At 73.0% G+C, this 15,036-nt stretch carries 12 protein-coding genes; 7 read left to right on the forward strand and 5 right to left on the reverse strand.

Annotated features, from left to right (window positions below; all coding sequences use genetic code 11):
* The first annotated feature begins 164 nt into the window (after positions 1-164).
* From AB0B85_RS24025 to AB0B85_RS24045, 5 genes are all read left to right on the forward strand, one after another.
* Positions 165-1,979 carry an AMP-dependent synthetase/ligase gene (locus AB0B85_RS24025; RefSeq protein WP_357410866.1) on the forward strand — a complete coding sequence of 605 codons (1,815 nt, stop codon included), beginning with the start codon at positions 165-167 and terminating at the stop codon, positions 1,977-1,979.
* A gap of 14 nt (positions 1,980-1,993) precedes the next feature.
* Positions 1,994-3,682, forward strand: coding sequence for a GAF domain-containing sensor histidine kinase (locus tag AB0B85_RS24030; RefSeq protein ID WP_357410868.1), 1,689 nt, complete (start codon positions 1,994-1,996; stop codon positions 3,680-3,682).
* Positions 3,683-3,689: 7 nt separating this feature from the next.
* Positions 3,690-4,358: a response regulator transcription factor gene (locus AB0B85_RS24035; protein WP_007072219.1), complete on the forward strand. Its 669-nt coding sequence runs from the start codon at positions 3,690-3,692 to the stop codon at positions 4,356-4,358.
* 188 nt (positions 4,359-4,546) lie between these two features.
* The gene (locus tag AB0B85_RS24040) at positions 4,547-5,356 is read left to right on the forward strand and encodes an SAM-dependent methyltransferase (protein WP_357410870.1); all 810 of its coding nucleotides are present in this window, start codon (positions 4,547-4,549) and stop codon (positions 5,354-5,356) included.
* 79 nt (positions 5,357-5,435) lie between these two features.
* Positions 5,436-7,094 (forward strand): bifunctional diguanylate cyclase/phosphodiesterase, encoded by a 1,659-nt coding sequence (locus tag AB0B85_RS24045; RefSeq protein WP_357411013.1) that lies wholly within the window; start codon positions 5,436-5,438, stop codon positions 7,092-7,094.
* A 115-nt stretch (positions 7,095-7,209) separates the two neighbouring features.
* On the opposite strand, the gene AB0B85_RS24050 is transcribed toward AB0B85_RS24045, so the two are convergent.
* The 3 genes from AB0B85_RS24050 to AB0B85_RS24060 all read right to left on the reverse strand — a co-directional run bounded on the left by AB0B85_RS24050 (position 7,210) and on the right by AB0B85_RS24060 (position 9,958).
* Positions 7,210-8,334 (reverse strand): glycosyltransferase family 4 protein, encoded by a 1,125-nt coding sequence (locus tag AB0B85_RS24050; RefSeq protein ID WP_357410872.1) that lies wholly within the window; start codon positions 8,332-8,334, stop codon positions 7,210-7,212.
* Complete coding sequence (locus AB0B85_RS24055) at positions 8,331-9,590, reverse strand: M48 family metallopeptidase (protein ID WP_357410874.1); 1,260 nt, start codon at positions 9,588-9,590, stop codon at positions 8,331-8,333. The genes AB0B85_RS24050 and AB0B85_RS24055 overlap by 4 nt, the downstream gene beginning before the upstream one ends.
* Positions 9,591-9,742: 152 nt before the next feature.
* Positions 9,743-9,958: a hypothetical protein gene (locus AB0B85_RS24060; RefSeq protein ID WP_357410876.1), complete on the reverse strand. Its 216-nt coding sequence runs from the start codon at positions 9,956-9,958 to the stop codon at positions 9,743-9,745.
* Between the two features lie 248 nt (positions 9,959-10,206).
* Between AB0B85_RS24060 and AB0B85_RS24065 the strand changes: the two genes are divergently transcribed.
* On the forward strand, positions 10,207-10,710 hold the full coding sequence (locus AB0B85_RS24065; protein WP_357410878.1) for a hypothetical protein: 504 nt from the start codon (positions 10,207-10,209) through the stop codon (positions 10,708-10,710).
* Position 10,711: 1 nt separating this feature from the next.
* On the opposite strand, the gene AB0B85_RS24070 is transcribed toward AB0B85_RS24065, so the two are convergent.
* Both AB0B85_RS24070 and AB0B85_RS24075 read right to left on the reverse strand, forming a co-directional pair.
* The gene (locus tag AB0B85_RS24070; RefSeq protein WP_357410880.1) at positions 10,712-11,431 is read right to left on the reverse strand and encodes a DinB family protein; all 720 of its coding nucleotides are present in this window, start codon (positions 11,429-11,431) and stop codon (positions 10,712-10,714) included.
* A gap of 143 nt (positions 11,432-11,574) precedes the next feature.
* Positions 11,575-13,029: an NYN domain-containing protein gene (locus AB0B85_RS24075; RefSeq protein ID WP_357410883.1), complete on the reverse strand. Its 1,455-nt coding sequence runs from the start codon at positions 13,027-13,029 to the stop codon at positions 11,575-11,577.
* Between the two features lie 127 nt (positions 13,030-13,156).
* Between AB0B85_RS24075 and AB0B85_RS24080 the strand changes: the two genes are divergently transcribed.
* A complete protein-coding gene (locus AB0B85_RS24080; protein WP_357410885.1) occupies positions 13,157-14,911 on the forward strand; it encodes a DEDD exonuclease domain-containing protein in 1,755 nt (584 codons plus the stop codon).
* Positions 14,912-15,036 lie beyond the last annotated feature (125 nt).

The raw sequence follows: 15,036 nt of genomic DNA on the forward strand, positions 1-15,036 counted from the left end.
GCCCCGCCGCGTCGCCGCGCACCCGCCGGGCCGCCCGGGGCCCGCCGGAGGCCGGGACCGCGCCGGGCCTTGGCAGTGTGCCGGTGCTCACCGGGTAGGTTTCGACACAGCCATCGTCCATCGGCGGTGGCCGGCCCGGCCAGTGCGAGCACGAAGGAGTGCAGGTGCGCGAGTTCTCCGTCCCGCCGATCGTCACAGTTGGCGACGCGGCCAACCTCACCGATCCGGTCTGGGACAACGCCGAGGCCGCGCCCGACGTCGTCCAGTTCGCCCGCCCCGTCCCCGGCGCCGAGGGCACCGTCACCGCCTGGGCCGAGGTGACCTGCCGGCAGTTCCGCGACGAGGTGGCCGCGGTGGCCCGGGGGCTGATCGCCGCCGGCATCGAGCCGGGTGCCCGGGTCGGGCTGATGAGCCGCACCCGGTACGAGTGGACGCTGCTCGACTACGCCATCTGGACCGTCGGAGCGGTCACCGTGCCGATCTACGAGACGTCCAGCGCCGAACAGGCCGCGTGGATCATCGAGGATTCCAACGCGGTCGCCGTCGTGGTGGAGACCGCTGCGCACGCCGCCCTGATCGCCGGTGTCCGACAGCGCCTGCCCGAGCTGGCCCAGGTCTGGCAGATCGACCTCGGCGGAGTCGACAAGCTGGTCAGCACCGGCGCCACTGTCGAGCTGGCCGAGGTCGAGCGGCGGCGCAAGGCGGTCGGTGCCGACGACCTGGCCACCATCATCTACACCAGCGGCACCACCGGCCGTCCCAAGGGCTGCGTGCTGACCCACCGCAACATGTACGCCGACATCGCCAACGCGGTGCCGGTGCTGCCGAACCTGTTCAACGCCGGCGCGTCCACCCTGCTCTTCCTCCCGCTGGCGCACGCCTTCGCCCGGCTGATCCAGATCGGCGTCGTGCAGGCGCGGGCCACCATGGCGCACTGCTCCGACACCAAGAACCTGGTCGCCGAGCTGCAGGCGTTCCGGCCCACCTTCGTGCTCTCCGTACCCCGGGTGTTCGAGAAGGTCTACAACGCCGCCAAGCAGAAGGCCGAGGCCGACGGCAAGGGCGGCATCTTCGCCCGTGCCGAGCAGGTGGCCATCGCGTACAGCGAGGCTCTGGAGACCCCGGGCGGACCGGGCCTGGCGTTGCGCGCCCAGCACGTGGTCTTCGACCGGCTGGTCTACGGCAAGCTGCGCGCCGCGCTCGGTGGGCGGTGCCGTGACGCCATCTCCGGCGGGGCGCCGCTCGGCGCCCGGCTCGGGCACTTCTTCCGAGGCATCGGCGTGACGATCCTGGAGGGCTACGGCCTGACCGAGACCTCACCCGCCGCCGCGGCGAACCTGCCGAGCGGCACCCGGATCGGCACGGTCGGCCGCCCACTGCCCGGGGTGACTGTGCGGATCGAGGACGACGGCGAGATCCTGATCTCCGGCGAACTGGTCTTCCAGGGTTACTGGCGCAACGAGGCGGCGACCGCCGAGGCGCTCAGCGCCGACGGGTGGTTCCGGACCGGCGACCTGGGCCAGCTCGACGCCGACGGCTACCTGAGCATCACCGGGCGCAAGAAGGAACTGATCGTCACCGCCAGCGGCAAGAACGTCGCCCCGGCGGTGCTTGAGGACCTGGTCCGGGCGCACCCGTTGATCAGCCAGTGTGTCGTCGTCGGTGACCGCAAGCCGTTCATCGCGGCGCTTGTCACTGTCGACGAGGAGGCGCTGCCGGCCTGGTTGGAGGGCGCCGGCATGCCCGCCGACACCCCGGTCGAGCGGCTACGGGAGCACGAGGCCCTGCGTAAGGAGATCCAGACCGCGATCGACACCGCGAACCAGGCCGTCTCCAAGGCCGAGGCGATCAAGACGTTCCGGGTGCTGCCCCGCGACTTCACCGAGGCGACCGGCGAGCTGACCCCGTCGCTCAAGGTCAAGCGCCAGGTCGTCCACAAGACGTACGCGGCGGACATCGCCGATATCTACCGAGGCTGACTACCATCCGTCACGTGCCCGCATCCACAGCCACCGCACCGCACCCGCATCCCCTCGCCGCGGCCGCCCGCCTGGTGATGCTGGCGCTGGTCGCCATCCTGACCCTCTTCGCCACCCGCGACGTCACCCAGTTGTGGTGGATCGCGCTGCTGGCGGTGGCTGGGCTGCCGTCCCTGCTGGCCCCGCAGCACCGGCTGATCGCCCCGCTGAGTCGGGTGGCCGAGGTGGTGGTGCTGGGCCTGGCCGCGAGCCAGGTGGCCGCTGTGGCGTCGATCGGCACCGTCGACGGGCTCGGCGCCTCGGCGGTGCTGCCCTACCTGGCGGTCCCGGTGACCGTCACCGCGCTGCGCCGCCACTTCCGCGAAGGCGCCGCCCTGCTCGCCGTCACCGCCGTCACCCTGCTGGTCAGCGGTGCGCTCACCACCGTCGGCGGGGAACTCCAGCTCGGCCAGCCGGGATACCTCGCGGTCTGCGCGCAGTGGCTGATCCTGGCGGCACTGGGCCTCTACGCGGCCGGCACCCTGCACCGGGTGATGGTGGTCCGCGGTGAGGGCAAGCCCCAGCCGTACGCCGAGGCGACCCGGCTCCTGACCCAGCTGCGCACGGTGGCCCGCCAGCTGCCCGGCGCCACCCTGGATCCGGGCGGCATCTCCGAGCACCTGCTGGAGGAACTGCGCACTGTGGCCCAGACGGACCGCGGCGCGGTGCTGTCGGCAAGCGGCGGCGGCCGGCTGGTGGTGCTCGCCCAGTCCGGCGTCGACCGGGTGGACTGGGAGACGACGCTCGACGCGGACTCGGCGATCGCCGACGCCTGGGCCAGCCAGCAGGCCACGACGGCCGCCCGCTCGCAGTCCCGCTCGCACCGGGGGCCGGACGTGTCAGCGCTCATCGTTCCGCTTGTCGCAGGGGTGCGCACTGTGGGGCTGGTGGTGCTGGAGGCGGACGTCGCGCAGGCGTACCCACCGCCGGTGGTGTCCCGGGTGACCGCGCTGACCCGCCCGGCCGCGCTGCGGTTGGAGGCGGCGCTGCTCTTCGACGAGGTGCGCTCGCTGGCCACCAACGAGGAACGGCAGCGGCTGGCCCGGGAGATCCACGACGGGGTGGCGCAGGAGTTGGTGATGGTCGGCTACGGCATCGACAACGCCATGGCCACCGTCTTCGACGACGCCGACGAGACGGCCGAGGCCCTGCGTACGCTGCGCGGCGAGGTGACCCGGGTGATCACCGAGCTGCGGCTGAGCCTCTTCGAGCTGCGCAGTGAGGTGGACCGGCAGGGTGGGCTGGCCGCGGCCATCGCCGAGTACGCGCGCACCGTGGGCGCGTCCGGCGGGCTGCGCGTACACCTCTCGCTTGACGAGTCCACCGCCCGGCTGCCGGCCGCCACCGAGGCCGAGTTGCTGCGCATCGCCCAGGAGGCGGTTACCAACGCGCGCAAGCACGCCGGCGCCTCGAATTTGTGGGTCACCTGCGAGGTCGACCCCCCGTACGCGCAAATAGAAGTGTCGGATGACGGTCAGGGGATGGCTGACCAGCGCCCCGACGGACGGTACGGTCTTGCGATCATGGCCGAGAGGGCGGAACGTATCCGGGGCCGGTTGGAGATCAGGCCGCGGCAACCCAGTGGCACGACAGTGGCCGTGGTTGTCGGCACCTCGTCCCGCCGAGATAACGTGCGCGACAGCGCAGCACCAGAAGGGGAGTAACCCGAGGATGACCACAAGTCCGACACCGGCCACCCGCACCAAGGTCCTCCTTGTTGACGATCATGACCTGATTCGTAAGGGCCTGCGCCACGCCTTCGAGCGCGACCGGCAGTTCGAGGTCGTCGGTGAGGCCGCCACGGCGGCAGAGGGGGTACGCCAGGCCGGCGCCCTCCAGCCGGACGTGGTGATCATGGACCTGCGGCTGCCCGACGGCAGCGGCCTGGAGGCCACCCGTGCGCTGCGCAAGTCGAGTGCGTCGATGGGCATCGTGGTGCTGACCATGTACGCCGGCGACGACCAGCTCTTCGGTGCCCTGGAGGCCGGTGCGAGTGCCTTCGTGCCGAAGACCGCCCCGGCCGACGAGGTGGTGGCCGCCGCGCGGCACGCCGCCTCCTCCCCCAGCGCGTTCACCGCCGCCGACCTGGCCGAGGCGATGAAGCGCCGCCTCGCGCCGTCCGGCCCGCAGTTGTCTCCCCGGGAGGGGCAGGTGCTGCGGCTGCTCGCCGACGGGATGAGCGTGGCCGGCATCGCCAAGCAGCTGTTCGTCAGCGAGTCCACCGCCAAGACGCACATCTCGAAGCTCTACGAGAAGCTCGGCGCGGCCAACCGGGCCCAGGCGTTGATGACCGCGCTGCGGCTCGGCCTGCTCGAAGCACCGGACGCGCCGAAGTTCTGACCTGCCCCGCTCGGGCAGCGGGACTTCACCACCGACGGTCCGTGCCAGCTTCGGCCGGCGCGGGCCGTCGCGCATCGGCTGACGTCGGCGGGCACCCTCTCGCACGCTATGGTCTGGCGTACGTGACGGGGTGCACAATACCCGCGCGGGCGACGACGTCCGCGGCGCGGACTCAAGGGGTGAATCGCATGCAGCGGCCGGACTGGGCACCCGACACCATCGACATCGAGCGCCCGAGTGTCGCCCGCATGTACGACTACTACCTTGGTGGCTCGCACAACTTCGCCGCGGACCGCGCTGCGGCCCAGGCGATGGTCGCGGCGGTGCCGGAGGCGCCGCTGATGGCCCAGGCCAACAGGGCGTTCCTGCGCCGGGCCGTGCACCACCTCGCCGAGGCCGGGGTCCGGCAGTTCCTGGACATCGGCTCGGGCATCCCGACCGTCGGCAACGTGCACGAGATCGCCCAGCGGCTCGACCCACAGTCGCGGGTGGTCTATGTGGACGTCGACCCGGTGGCGGTGGCGCACAGCCGCGAGATCCTCGCCGGCAACGACCGGGCGGTGGTGGTGCAGGAGGACCTGCGGCACCCGGAGGCGATCCTGGCCCACCCGGAGGTCCACAGGCTGCTCGACCTGAACCAACCGGTGGCCGTGATGGTGGTGGCCGTCCTGCACTTCGTCCCGGACGACGACCGACCGGCCGAGCTGCTGCGCACGCTGCGGGACGCACTGGCCCCCGGCAGCTATCTGGTGCTGTCGCAGGCCAGCGACGACGGGCGCAGCGACGACGAACGGGCCGAGGCGGAACGGGTCTACCGGCGCACCGACAATCCCCTGTGGATACGCGGTCGGGCCGAGTTGACAGCGCTCTTCGACGGGTTCGAGCTGCTCGACCCCGGTGTGGTGTGGGTGCCCCAGTGGCGACCGGACACCCCGGAGAGCGCGCAGAACGCCGAGCGCGCGGTCTTCATGGGCGGCGTCGGGCGACTCGGTGGCTGAGCCGCCCGAGGCGGCCGCCCGTCCGGGCACGTTCGCCCGCGCCTGGGCGAAGGCGGTCTCCGGCACCAGCTACCTGCCGATGACCCAGGCCCAGCTGGAAACCATGCTGGACCGGCTCACCGGGCAACTGGCCGCCGCGCTGCTCAACGAACCGTTCGACCTGCGCGCCGGGCACCGGGTCGGTGCCGAGTTGGTCGCCGCGCACATCGCCTCGGCGGAGGGGCTCGGTCGTACCGTCGAGGTCATCCAGCTTCGGCTGGTGCGCGACCTCGGGTTGGTGGCCGAGGAGGTCGAGGACCGGATGGCCCGCCTGCTGGCGGCCGTGGCGACCGGCTACGCCCGCGCGCTGCGCGACCGCACTCTCGACGAGCAGGAGTCGATCCGCCGGGCCGCGATGAGGGCCCGGACGCAGGCCGAGCGGGCGCTGCGCGCCAGCGAGGCCCGGTTCCGGCATCAGGCCACCCACGACCCGCTCACCGGCCTGCCCAACCGGACGCTGTTCACCGAGCGGCTCACCGCGGCGCTCAACGAGCCCGGCCGGGGCGCGCAGCGGGTCGGGGTGTGCTTCCTGGACCTGGACCGCTTCAAGGTCGTCAACGACACCCTGGGACATCAGATCGGTGACCGGCTGCTGGTCACGGTGGCCGAACGGCTGCGCCAGGCCATGGGTGAGCACCTGGTTGCCCGGCTCGGCGGGGACGAGTTCGTCATCCTGGTGCAACGCAGCGGCGGCACCGACGACATGGTGGCGGTGGCCGAGACCGCGCTGGTCGCGGTCCGGACACCGGCGCTCGTCGAGGGGCACGAGCTGCAGATCTCGGCGAGCATCGGCATCGTCGAGCGTCAGGTGGCCGGGGCCGACCCCAGTGACCTGATGCGGGCCGCGGACAGCACCCTGCACTGGGCGAAGTCGGCCGGCGGTGCACGCTGGGCGCTGTACGACGCCGAGCGCAGCCAGCGCGAGTTGACACGGTACGCGCTCTCCGCGGCAATCCCCGCCGCACTGGAACGGGGCGAGTTCTACCTCGACTACCAGCCGCTCACCTCACTGCGCGACGGCAGCCTGGTCGGCGTCGAGGCGCTGGTCCGCTGGCGCCACCCGGAGCTGGGGGTGCTGCATCCGGACAGCTTCATCGGGTTGGCCGAGGAGACCGGCCTGATCGTCCAGTTGGGCGGCTGGGTGCTGGCCGAGGCCTGCCGCGAGGCGGAGGCGTGGGCGGCCGGCGGCGTCGCCGCCCCCTTCGTCAGCGTCAACCTGGCGGTACGGCAGGTGCACCGGCCCGGGCTGGTGCAGGAGGTTCGTGCCCTGCTGCGGCAGACCGGCCTGCCGCCGGAGCGGCTCCAACTGGAGATCACCGAGAGCACGATGATGAGCACCGCCAAGGAGCCGGTGCGCGCCCTGCGGGTGCTGGCCGACCTCGGGGTACGGATCGCCATCGACGACTTCGGCACCGGTTACAGCAACCTGGCCTATCTACGGGACCTGCCGGTGACCGAACTGAAGGTCGCCGGGGAGTTCGTCGCCGGCCTGCGGTCGCCCTCGGTCGGCCGCACCGACGAACGGATCCTCGCGTCGCTCGTCTCGCTGGCGCACGCGTTGGACCTGACGGTCACCGCCGAGGGTGTGGAGACCGCCGGGCAGGCCGAGCGGCTCCGGGCGATCGGCTGCGACGCCGGCCAGGGCTGGCATTTCGGGCGGCCGGCCCCCGCCGACCGGATCCTGGCCCGCATCCGCTGACCTTCCGGGCCCCACCATCCACCTCGGATTCGAGGCCCCGGCGATCCAGCAGCTGACCGGCCAGGAGTACGTGCCGCACTACGCGCCGGCCCGGGAGAGCTGAACGGCGGGGCGCTCAGCCGGCGAGCAGCGTCGCCATCCGTTCCGCCTGAGCCTCCCAGCGCCACTCCCGCTCCACCCACGCCCGGCCGGCAGCGCCCAGTTGGCGGGCCAGATCCCGGTCGGCGAGCAGTCGGGCCACCCGGTCGGCGAGCTGGGCCACGTCCCGCCCGCGTACCACGTACCCGGTCTCGCCCTCGCGGACCGCGTCCGGCGCGCCCCCGGAGTCACCGGCCACCACCGGCAGGCCGGTCGCGGACGCCTCCAGGTAGACGATGCCCAGCCCCTCCACGTCGAGGCCCCGGTTGCGGGTGCGGCACGGCATCGCGTAGACGTCGCCGGCCGCGTAGTGCGCCGGCAACTCCGCCGACGGCACCGAACCGGTGAACACCACGTCCCGCTCCACATCGGTCTGTCGGGCCAGCTTCTCCAGGGTCGCCCGGTACGGTCCGCCACCGACGATGAGCAGTGCCGCCTCGGGCACCCGACGACGGATCTCCGGGAGTGCCCGGATCAGCATGTCCTGACCCTTGCGCGGCACCAGCCGGGACACGCAGACCACCACCGGACGGTCGGTCAACCCGAGCCGGGCCCGGACCTGCTCGCCGTCCACCGTCGGGTGGTAGGTGTCCACGTCGACCCCGGGGGCGAGCCGACTCAGCTCGGTCACCCCGCCCAGCACCCGGGCCAGCCGACTGCGGGTGTACTCGCCGAGATAGGTGGTGACATCCACACCCCGACCGATGCGGCGCAGCGCCGGCCGGGCCGCCGGCACCGCCGCCCAACCAACCTCGTGGCCGTGGGTCTGCGCCACCACCCGGCGGACGCCGGCGCGCCGACGCAGGCCGGCGGCGAGCAACCCCAACGGGGCCGCCGCACCGAACCACACAGTGTCGCAGTCGTACGCCCGCGCCAACCGGGCCGCCCGCCGGGCAATCAACGGGGTGGGCAACAGCACCCGGGTGCGCTCCCGGACCACCTCGAACGGCTGGTCGGCGTCGAACTTCTCGGCCCCGCGCCAGCTCGACGCGTAGACGACCACCGAGCCGGCCGGTTGCCGCACCGCGAGGTTGTGCACGAAGGACTGGATGCCGCCCGGACGGGGCGGAAAGTCGTTGGTGATCAACAGCGTGCGGCTCATCGGCCGGCCTCCCGGGCGTACGCGCGGGCGGCGGCCATCCGCTCGACGGTGGACGGGTGCGAGGCCGAGTAGAGGTATTCCCAGCGCGGCGGATCGGGGTCGCCGAGGTTCACCGAACCGAGCCGGCGCTGCATCGACTCGAACGCCTGCGGGTCACGCGTCAGCGCGAGCGCGTGTGCGTCGGCCCGAGCCTCCACCAGTCGCGACATCAGCGCCTGCACCGGCGCGGCGACCAGCCCGGCCACCGTGACGAGTGCCAGCAGCAGCGGAAAGGCGCGGGGTTGGGCGACCGAGTCGACGCCGGCCAGCCGCAGCAGCGGCACCCACGAGCCGAGCAGATAGAGCGCCACCACTGCGGCTGCGGCTCCCAGCGCCCCGGTCAACGTGCCGACTGTCACGTCGGAGTCCTTCGCGTGCCCCAACTCGTGCGCCACCACCGCTGTCACCTCGGCCGGGGTCGCCTCGCGCAGCAGCGTGTCGTAGACGACCACCCGCCGGGTCGGCCCCAGACCGGAGACGTACGCGTTCACCGCCTTGGTGCGCCGGGACGCGTCGGCGACCAGCACGTCACGCACGGGCACCCCGTCGCGGGCGGCCATGCTCATCAGCTCGGTGCGCAGCGGGCCCTGCTCCATCGGGGTGAACTTGTTGAACACCGGCTCCACGAGCACCGGCAGCACGAACGACAGCAGCACCACCAGCAGGGCCGCGCCCGCCGCGCCGAACGCCCACCACCAGCGCGGCGCGAACCGGATCACGGCGTAGAAGCCGAGCAGCGCCACCGCGCCGATCACCGCGCTCACCGCGTACGACTTGAGCAGGTCGACCGTCCAGCCACTCCAGCCGTTGGTGCTCATCCCGTAGCGGGTGAGCACGCTCTGGCGCCAGGCGGCGAACGGCAGCGTCACCAGGTCGGCCACGAGCAGCACGGCCAGCCCGCCGAGCACCGCCTGCGCGGCCCAGTGCCCGCCGAACGGCCGGCCCACCAGCTCGACCAGGCGGCTGCCCAGCGGGGTCAGCCCGAGCCCGAGAGCGACGACCAGCCCCACGGCGAGCGCGGCGTAACCGCCCGGACGCAGCGCGGCTCGGAACTCCCGCCCCTTGGCCACCTGCTCGGCCGGCAGCTCACGCAGCGCGGCGAGCTGATCGGCCCGCGGGGCCGGCGGTCGGTGCCACGGGATGAGCAGCGCGGCGATCACGACAAGCGCGATGGTCAACCCGGCCAGGGTCAGCAGCGCCCACCCGCGCGGGGTCAACGGGACACCGCCGTACGGCACGCCGCGCCGCCGCACCCAGCCCCGACGAGCCCGCCGTCATCCCGTCGTGTCCCGCTCATCGCGCCGTCCTCCCGTCGTGACCGCTCATCCTATGGCCCGCGCGGAGCCCGCTTCCGGGCGCGGTGTGGGGCTCAGGCGATCCGGCGGACAGCACGGCGGCGCACCTCGGGGCGCGCCGGCGCGGCCAGCACCTCCACGTCGAAGCCGGCCCGGGCGAACACCTCGATGGCCTCGACCTCGGCGGCGACGAGCGCCGCCGCCGGGGACGTCTCGTCGAACAGGGCGGTCAGCGGGCAGCCGGAACAGCCGTCGACCCGCTGTGCGCACCCGTCACAGTCGATGAGCATTGCCCCTCCTGATCGGCTCGCGGTGCCCGCTCGCGCCCGATCGTCGCCAGCCGAACACCATCGGTGACATCGACGCTAACCACCGGGTACGACAGAAACCACGTCCGACCGACCGTTTGGGGTCGAGATCGACTCCAGCTCAGTGAAATCGGGCCATCCGGACCGGCCGGAACGCCCGACTTCAAGGAACTCGTGTCGTCGGGCGCCGACGTCGTTTAGTCGGCGGGCCGCTCGGGCACCGAGTGGCGGTGGCCACCCTCGATGATGCGTCGTCAGTCGTGGACTTCCGCTACTCGCCGCGACACCGCGCCGCCCAGATGCTCGTCGTCCTGTTGGGCGCCGCCGCTCTCCTCGCCGCCTACTCGGCGCTGTTCGACAAGCCGTGGTGGCAGGTGCTGCTGCGATTCGGCACGATCGGCGTCGTCGTCGCGCTGGCCACCGCCTGGCAACTGCGCCGGCGGCCTCGTCTGCCGCTGCGGTTGACCGACGAAGCGCTGCACCTGACCGGACCGGACGGCACCACGCTCAGCATCGACTGGGCCAACCTGGCCAGCGCCGAGATCCGTGGCCGACTGGAGCCGAGGCTCGTGGTCACACCGATCGACCCTCAGCAGACCCGCCCGCCGATGCGGCCCGGCCAGTGGTCGGCGCTCGGACGCGGACGCTACGAGTTGGTCGTCCAGCTCGCCTGGATGACGCCGGACCGCGAGGTGCTGCGTCGTGAGCTGGCCCGTCGGCTACCGGTCACCTGACTCACTGCTGCGCGTCGAGATCCCGCAGGGCGAAGCGGAGGTGCTGCCACTCCTCGTCGAAGATCACGTGCAGGCAGTGCAGGACGGACACCTGGTGCTCGGGCGACCAGGCTGCCGGTCGGGGCTCGGCGAGCAGGTCCGGCGTGACGGCCGCGACGAAGTCGCGCACCATCGCCTGCCGTTCGGCCCGCAGTTCCAGGGTCTCGGCGAACGTCGGCTGCTCCGCGGCGAAGATCGACATGTCGAAGCCGTCGGTCTCGTACTCGACGTGCGGCAGGCCGAACGGGTGGAAGGGCTGCGGCAGGCGCAGGATCGCCTTGCCGAGCCAGGTGTCGGCGGCGAACGCGAGATGGCGCAGGGTCTGCGCGAACGACCACTCCCCGTCGATCGAGAAGTCGACCGCCCCCGGGGGCATGGACCGGACCCGGTCGAGCGCCGCCGCCCAGGCCCCTTCGAGCGCCGCCCACGCCCGGCGCAGCCCGTCGGGATCCGTGGCCTGCCGCAGCTCGCGCCCGGGGAACCGGCTGTTGAGCTCGGCTTCGACGAGCGGCGCGACATCGACGCCGTTGACCAGGAGCGTGCCCTTGGCGAGCCACGGCGCATCGATGTCCAGCGCATTCACATCGACGCCGCGCAGCACCGCACCGGCAAGCGTCGACCTGGTGAACCGGGCACCTCGCAGGTCCTTGTCGACGAAGACCTTGACGTTGTCCTGGGTCATGGCGACCCTCCTCCCGGCGGCGATAGCGGCGATGCTAACGCTCGGCTACGACAGGACCATCGGCCGCCAGAAGAAGAGAACCAGGATCCAGATCGGTGACCGCCTCTCGGAGCAGCGCGCCTACCCGCTCGAACCGGTGCACCTCAGGAGCGGGCGAGCCGCCGCAACAGCGAGTCCGCGCCCAGTGGGTACGCGCCGTGCCGGCGTACCCCGTCGGCGACCTCGCGGTCGGACGAGACCACCACCACCGGCCGACCCGCGGGCTCGGCGCGCACCAGCCGACGGATCAGCTCGTCGGCGGTCTCGCCCTTGCGGGAGAAGAGCACCCGTACGCCGCGTGGCGCGGGTGGCAGCCCGTGCATCCGCTCGGCACCGTCGAAGACCACTGTGACCTCGTCGCCGGTCTGCGCAGCGATCCCGCCCAGGCCGGTGATCAGGCGTTTGCGCTGCTGTTCCAGGGACATCTCGCCGAAGCCGCGCTTGGTGACGTTGTAGCCGTCCACCACCAGGTGCGCCCGGGGCAGGGCGAGCAGTTGGTCGAGTCGGGCCGGGTCGTCGGTGTCCCGCGCCCGGGCGGCGGGGCTGGCCGGAGCGGTGCCCGGCTGCTCGGCGAACGCGTCGGCGACGAAGTCGGCGGGGAGTTTGTCGACCGGGTCGAGCGCCAGCTCGCGGCGCAGCCCGACGGCGGCCTGGCCGATCGTCTCCAGCAGCAGCCAGAGCCGGGCGTCGTCGACCGAGCGGGCCTCCTTGGCGCTGGCTCGGGCCACCCCGGCGGCGGCCTCCGCCTCGGCCAGTCGGGCGCGGGCGCGGCGCAGCTCGGCGTCGACGTCCGCGCTGGCGCGGGCGGCCCGGCCCCGCTCGGTGGCAAGCAACTCGGTGGCCTTGCGCTCGCGGGCCTGGGTCTCCCGCAGGGTACGGGCGACCTGCCGGGACTCCTCGCGGAGCTGACCCAGCTCCTCGCGGACGCGGGCCAGCTCGTCACGCAGCTTCTCCGCCTCGACCCGGGCCACCGCCCGGTCGTGCTCGGCCCGGGTGGCCCGCTGTTCGGCCTCCCGGACCAGTTCGGCGACGACAGCGCTGTCCGCCTCGGCGCGCACGGCGGCGCCGCTGGCGTCGATCAGCTCCCGCCAGCCGCGCGGCCGGGCCAGGTAGGCGAGCGCGGCGACCTCGACCGGATCGGCGGCGGCCGGCGCGGTGCCCGCCACGACGGCGGCCCCGAGGTCGCCGGCGTCGCTCAGGACCCGGGCGGTGACCCGCTGCCGGAACAGCGGGTCGGCGGTGAGCTGGGCGGCGATGACCGGGGCGCCGAGCCGGGCCCGCCGGTTCGGGGCGAACTTGGCCACCCGTCGCAACGGCACCGGCACCTCGTCGGCGGGCAGGGTGGGCAGCACCGCGGCGGTGAGCGTCACGATTCGCTGTCGGACCGGCTCGGGCAGCGCCGGCTCCGGCTCGGCAGCGGCGCCGTCTGCTGCCTCCGTCGGGTCGGCTGCGCCGGATGTCGCGCTGACGACGTTGTCGTCCGGATTGCCCGCAGCACCGGCGTACGCGACCAGATCCTCCTGCGGGAGGTGGTCGTCGGACGGCTCGGTGAGGGGCATGTGGCAAGTCTCCCACCGCGACCGGGCCCACCGCCCGGTGAGTGAGCCGATCTCTCATCCTAGCCCCATGGTGACTGGTGAGACGGCTGTGACGGGAGTGTCGGACCGGCGCGTTAACGTGCCGGCGATGGCACAGGCGGAGTACGTCCAGGAGTCACTTGCCGGTCTCGACCCGACGGCGGGCGGGGTGGATCCGGCGCTGCCGCTCTACGCGACCACCTTCGTGGTGGTCGACCTGGAGACCACCGGCGGCGCGCCGGACGGCGGTGGCATCACCGAGATCGGCGCGGTGCGGGTGCGCGGTGGCGAGCAGCTGGGGGTGCTCGCCACCCTGGTCAACCCGGGGCAGCCGATCCCGCCGTTCATCACCGTGCTGACCGGCATCACCCAGGCGATGCTGGTGCCGGCGCCGCCGATCGAGCAGGTGCTGCCGAGCTTCCTGGAGTTCATCGCCGACGCGGTGCTGGTGGCCCACAACGCCCCGTACGACGTGGGTTTCCTCAAGGCCGCCTGCGTCAAGCACGGCTACCGGTGGCCCAACCCCCGGGTGCTCGACACTGCCGCGTTGGCCCGCCGGGTGCTCACCAGCGACGAGGTGCCCAACCGCAAGCTGGGCACCCTGGCCGCCTACTTCCGCACCGCCACCCAGCCCACCCACCGTGCCCTGGACGACGCGAAGGCCACCGTCGACGTGCTGCACGGGCTGATCGGTCGGCTCGGTGGGCACCGGGTGGACACGGTCGGCGACGCCATCGAGTTCGCCCGGGCGGTCACCCCGACGCAACGCCGCAAGCGGCACCTGGCCGAGGGGCTGCCCAAGGTCCCCGGGGTCTACATCTTCCGGGCGGCCGACGACCGTCCGCTCTACGTGGGCACCTCAGTCGACATCGCCACCCGGGTGCGCAGCTACTTCACCGCCGGCGAGAAGCGGGCGCGGATCTCCGAGATGCTCGCCGCGGCCGAACGGGTCGAGGCGGTGGAGTGTGCCCACTCGTTGGAGGCGGAGGTCCGCGAGCTGCGCCTGATCGCCGCGCACGCCCCGCCGTACAACAGGCGGTCGAAATACCCGGAGCGGATGGTCTGGCTCAAGCTGACCGACGGTCCCTATCCCCGGCTCTCGATCGTCCGCGACCTCTCCCCCACCGACACCGCGTACCTCGGGCCGTTCACCTCCCGGCGTGCCGCGGAGCTGGCCGCCGCCGGTTTCCACGACGCGGTGCCGCTGCGCCAGTGCACGCACCGGCTCTCGCTGCGCACCGTCACGCCGGCCTGCGCGCTGGCCGAGCTGGGTCGCTGCCCGGCACCCTGCGAACACAAGATCACCCCCGAGGAGTACGACGACAGCGCGGCCCGACCCTTCCGCACCGCCACCACGAGCGACCCGCAGCCGGTGGTGGACGCGCTGCTCGCCCGGATCGACGTGCTCTCGGCCGACCAGCGCTACGAGGAGGCCGCGGTGGTGCGGTCCCGGCTCGCGGCGGTGCTGCGGGCCACCGTGCGGATGCAGCGGCTGGCCGCGCTGACCGGGATCGTCGAGCTGGCCGCGGCCCGGCCGGCCGCCCGGGGCGGCTGGGAGCTGGCGTTGGTGCGGCACGGCCGGCTGGCCGGCGCGGGGGTGTCGCCGCCCGGCGTGCACCCGCGACCGACGCTGACCGCCATCCGGGCCACGGCCGAGACGGTGGCGGGCGGACACGGCCCGGTGCCGGCGGCGACCGCCGAGGAGTCCGAGCGGATCCTGTCCTGGTTGGAACGACCGGAGACCCGACTTGTCGAGATGTCCTCCGGTTGGTCCTCCCCGGTGGGAGGCGCGGGGCGGTTCCGTGACCTGCTGGCGAAGGCCGAGAGCGGCGCGTCCCACCAACTCTCGACCGAACGCTCATGACCAACTGACCGATCGGACTACGTCGACTCGCTTAGGCTGTTAGAGAAGTGCAGTCCTGCCCGATTCGTGGGCCTGCTCCGATCGCCGGGTCCCGGCGTGGCGGAGCCGGGGTGAGGAGGTGTCCC

The sequence above is a fragment of the Micromonospora sp. NPDC049044 genome (assembly GCF_040649215.1).
Taxonomy (GTDB): domain Bacteria; phylum Actinomycetota; class Actinomycetes; order Mycobacteriales; family Micromonosporaceae; genus Micromonospora.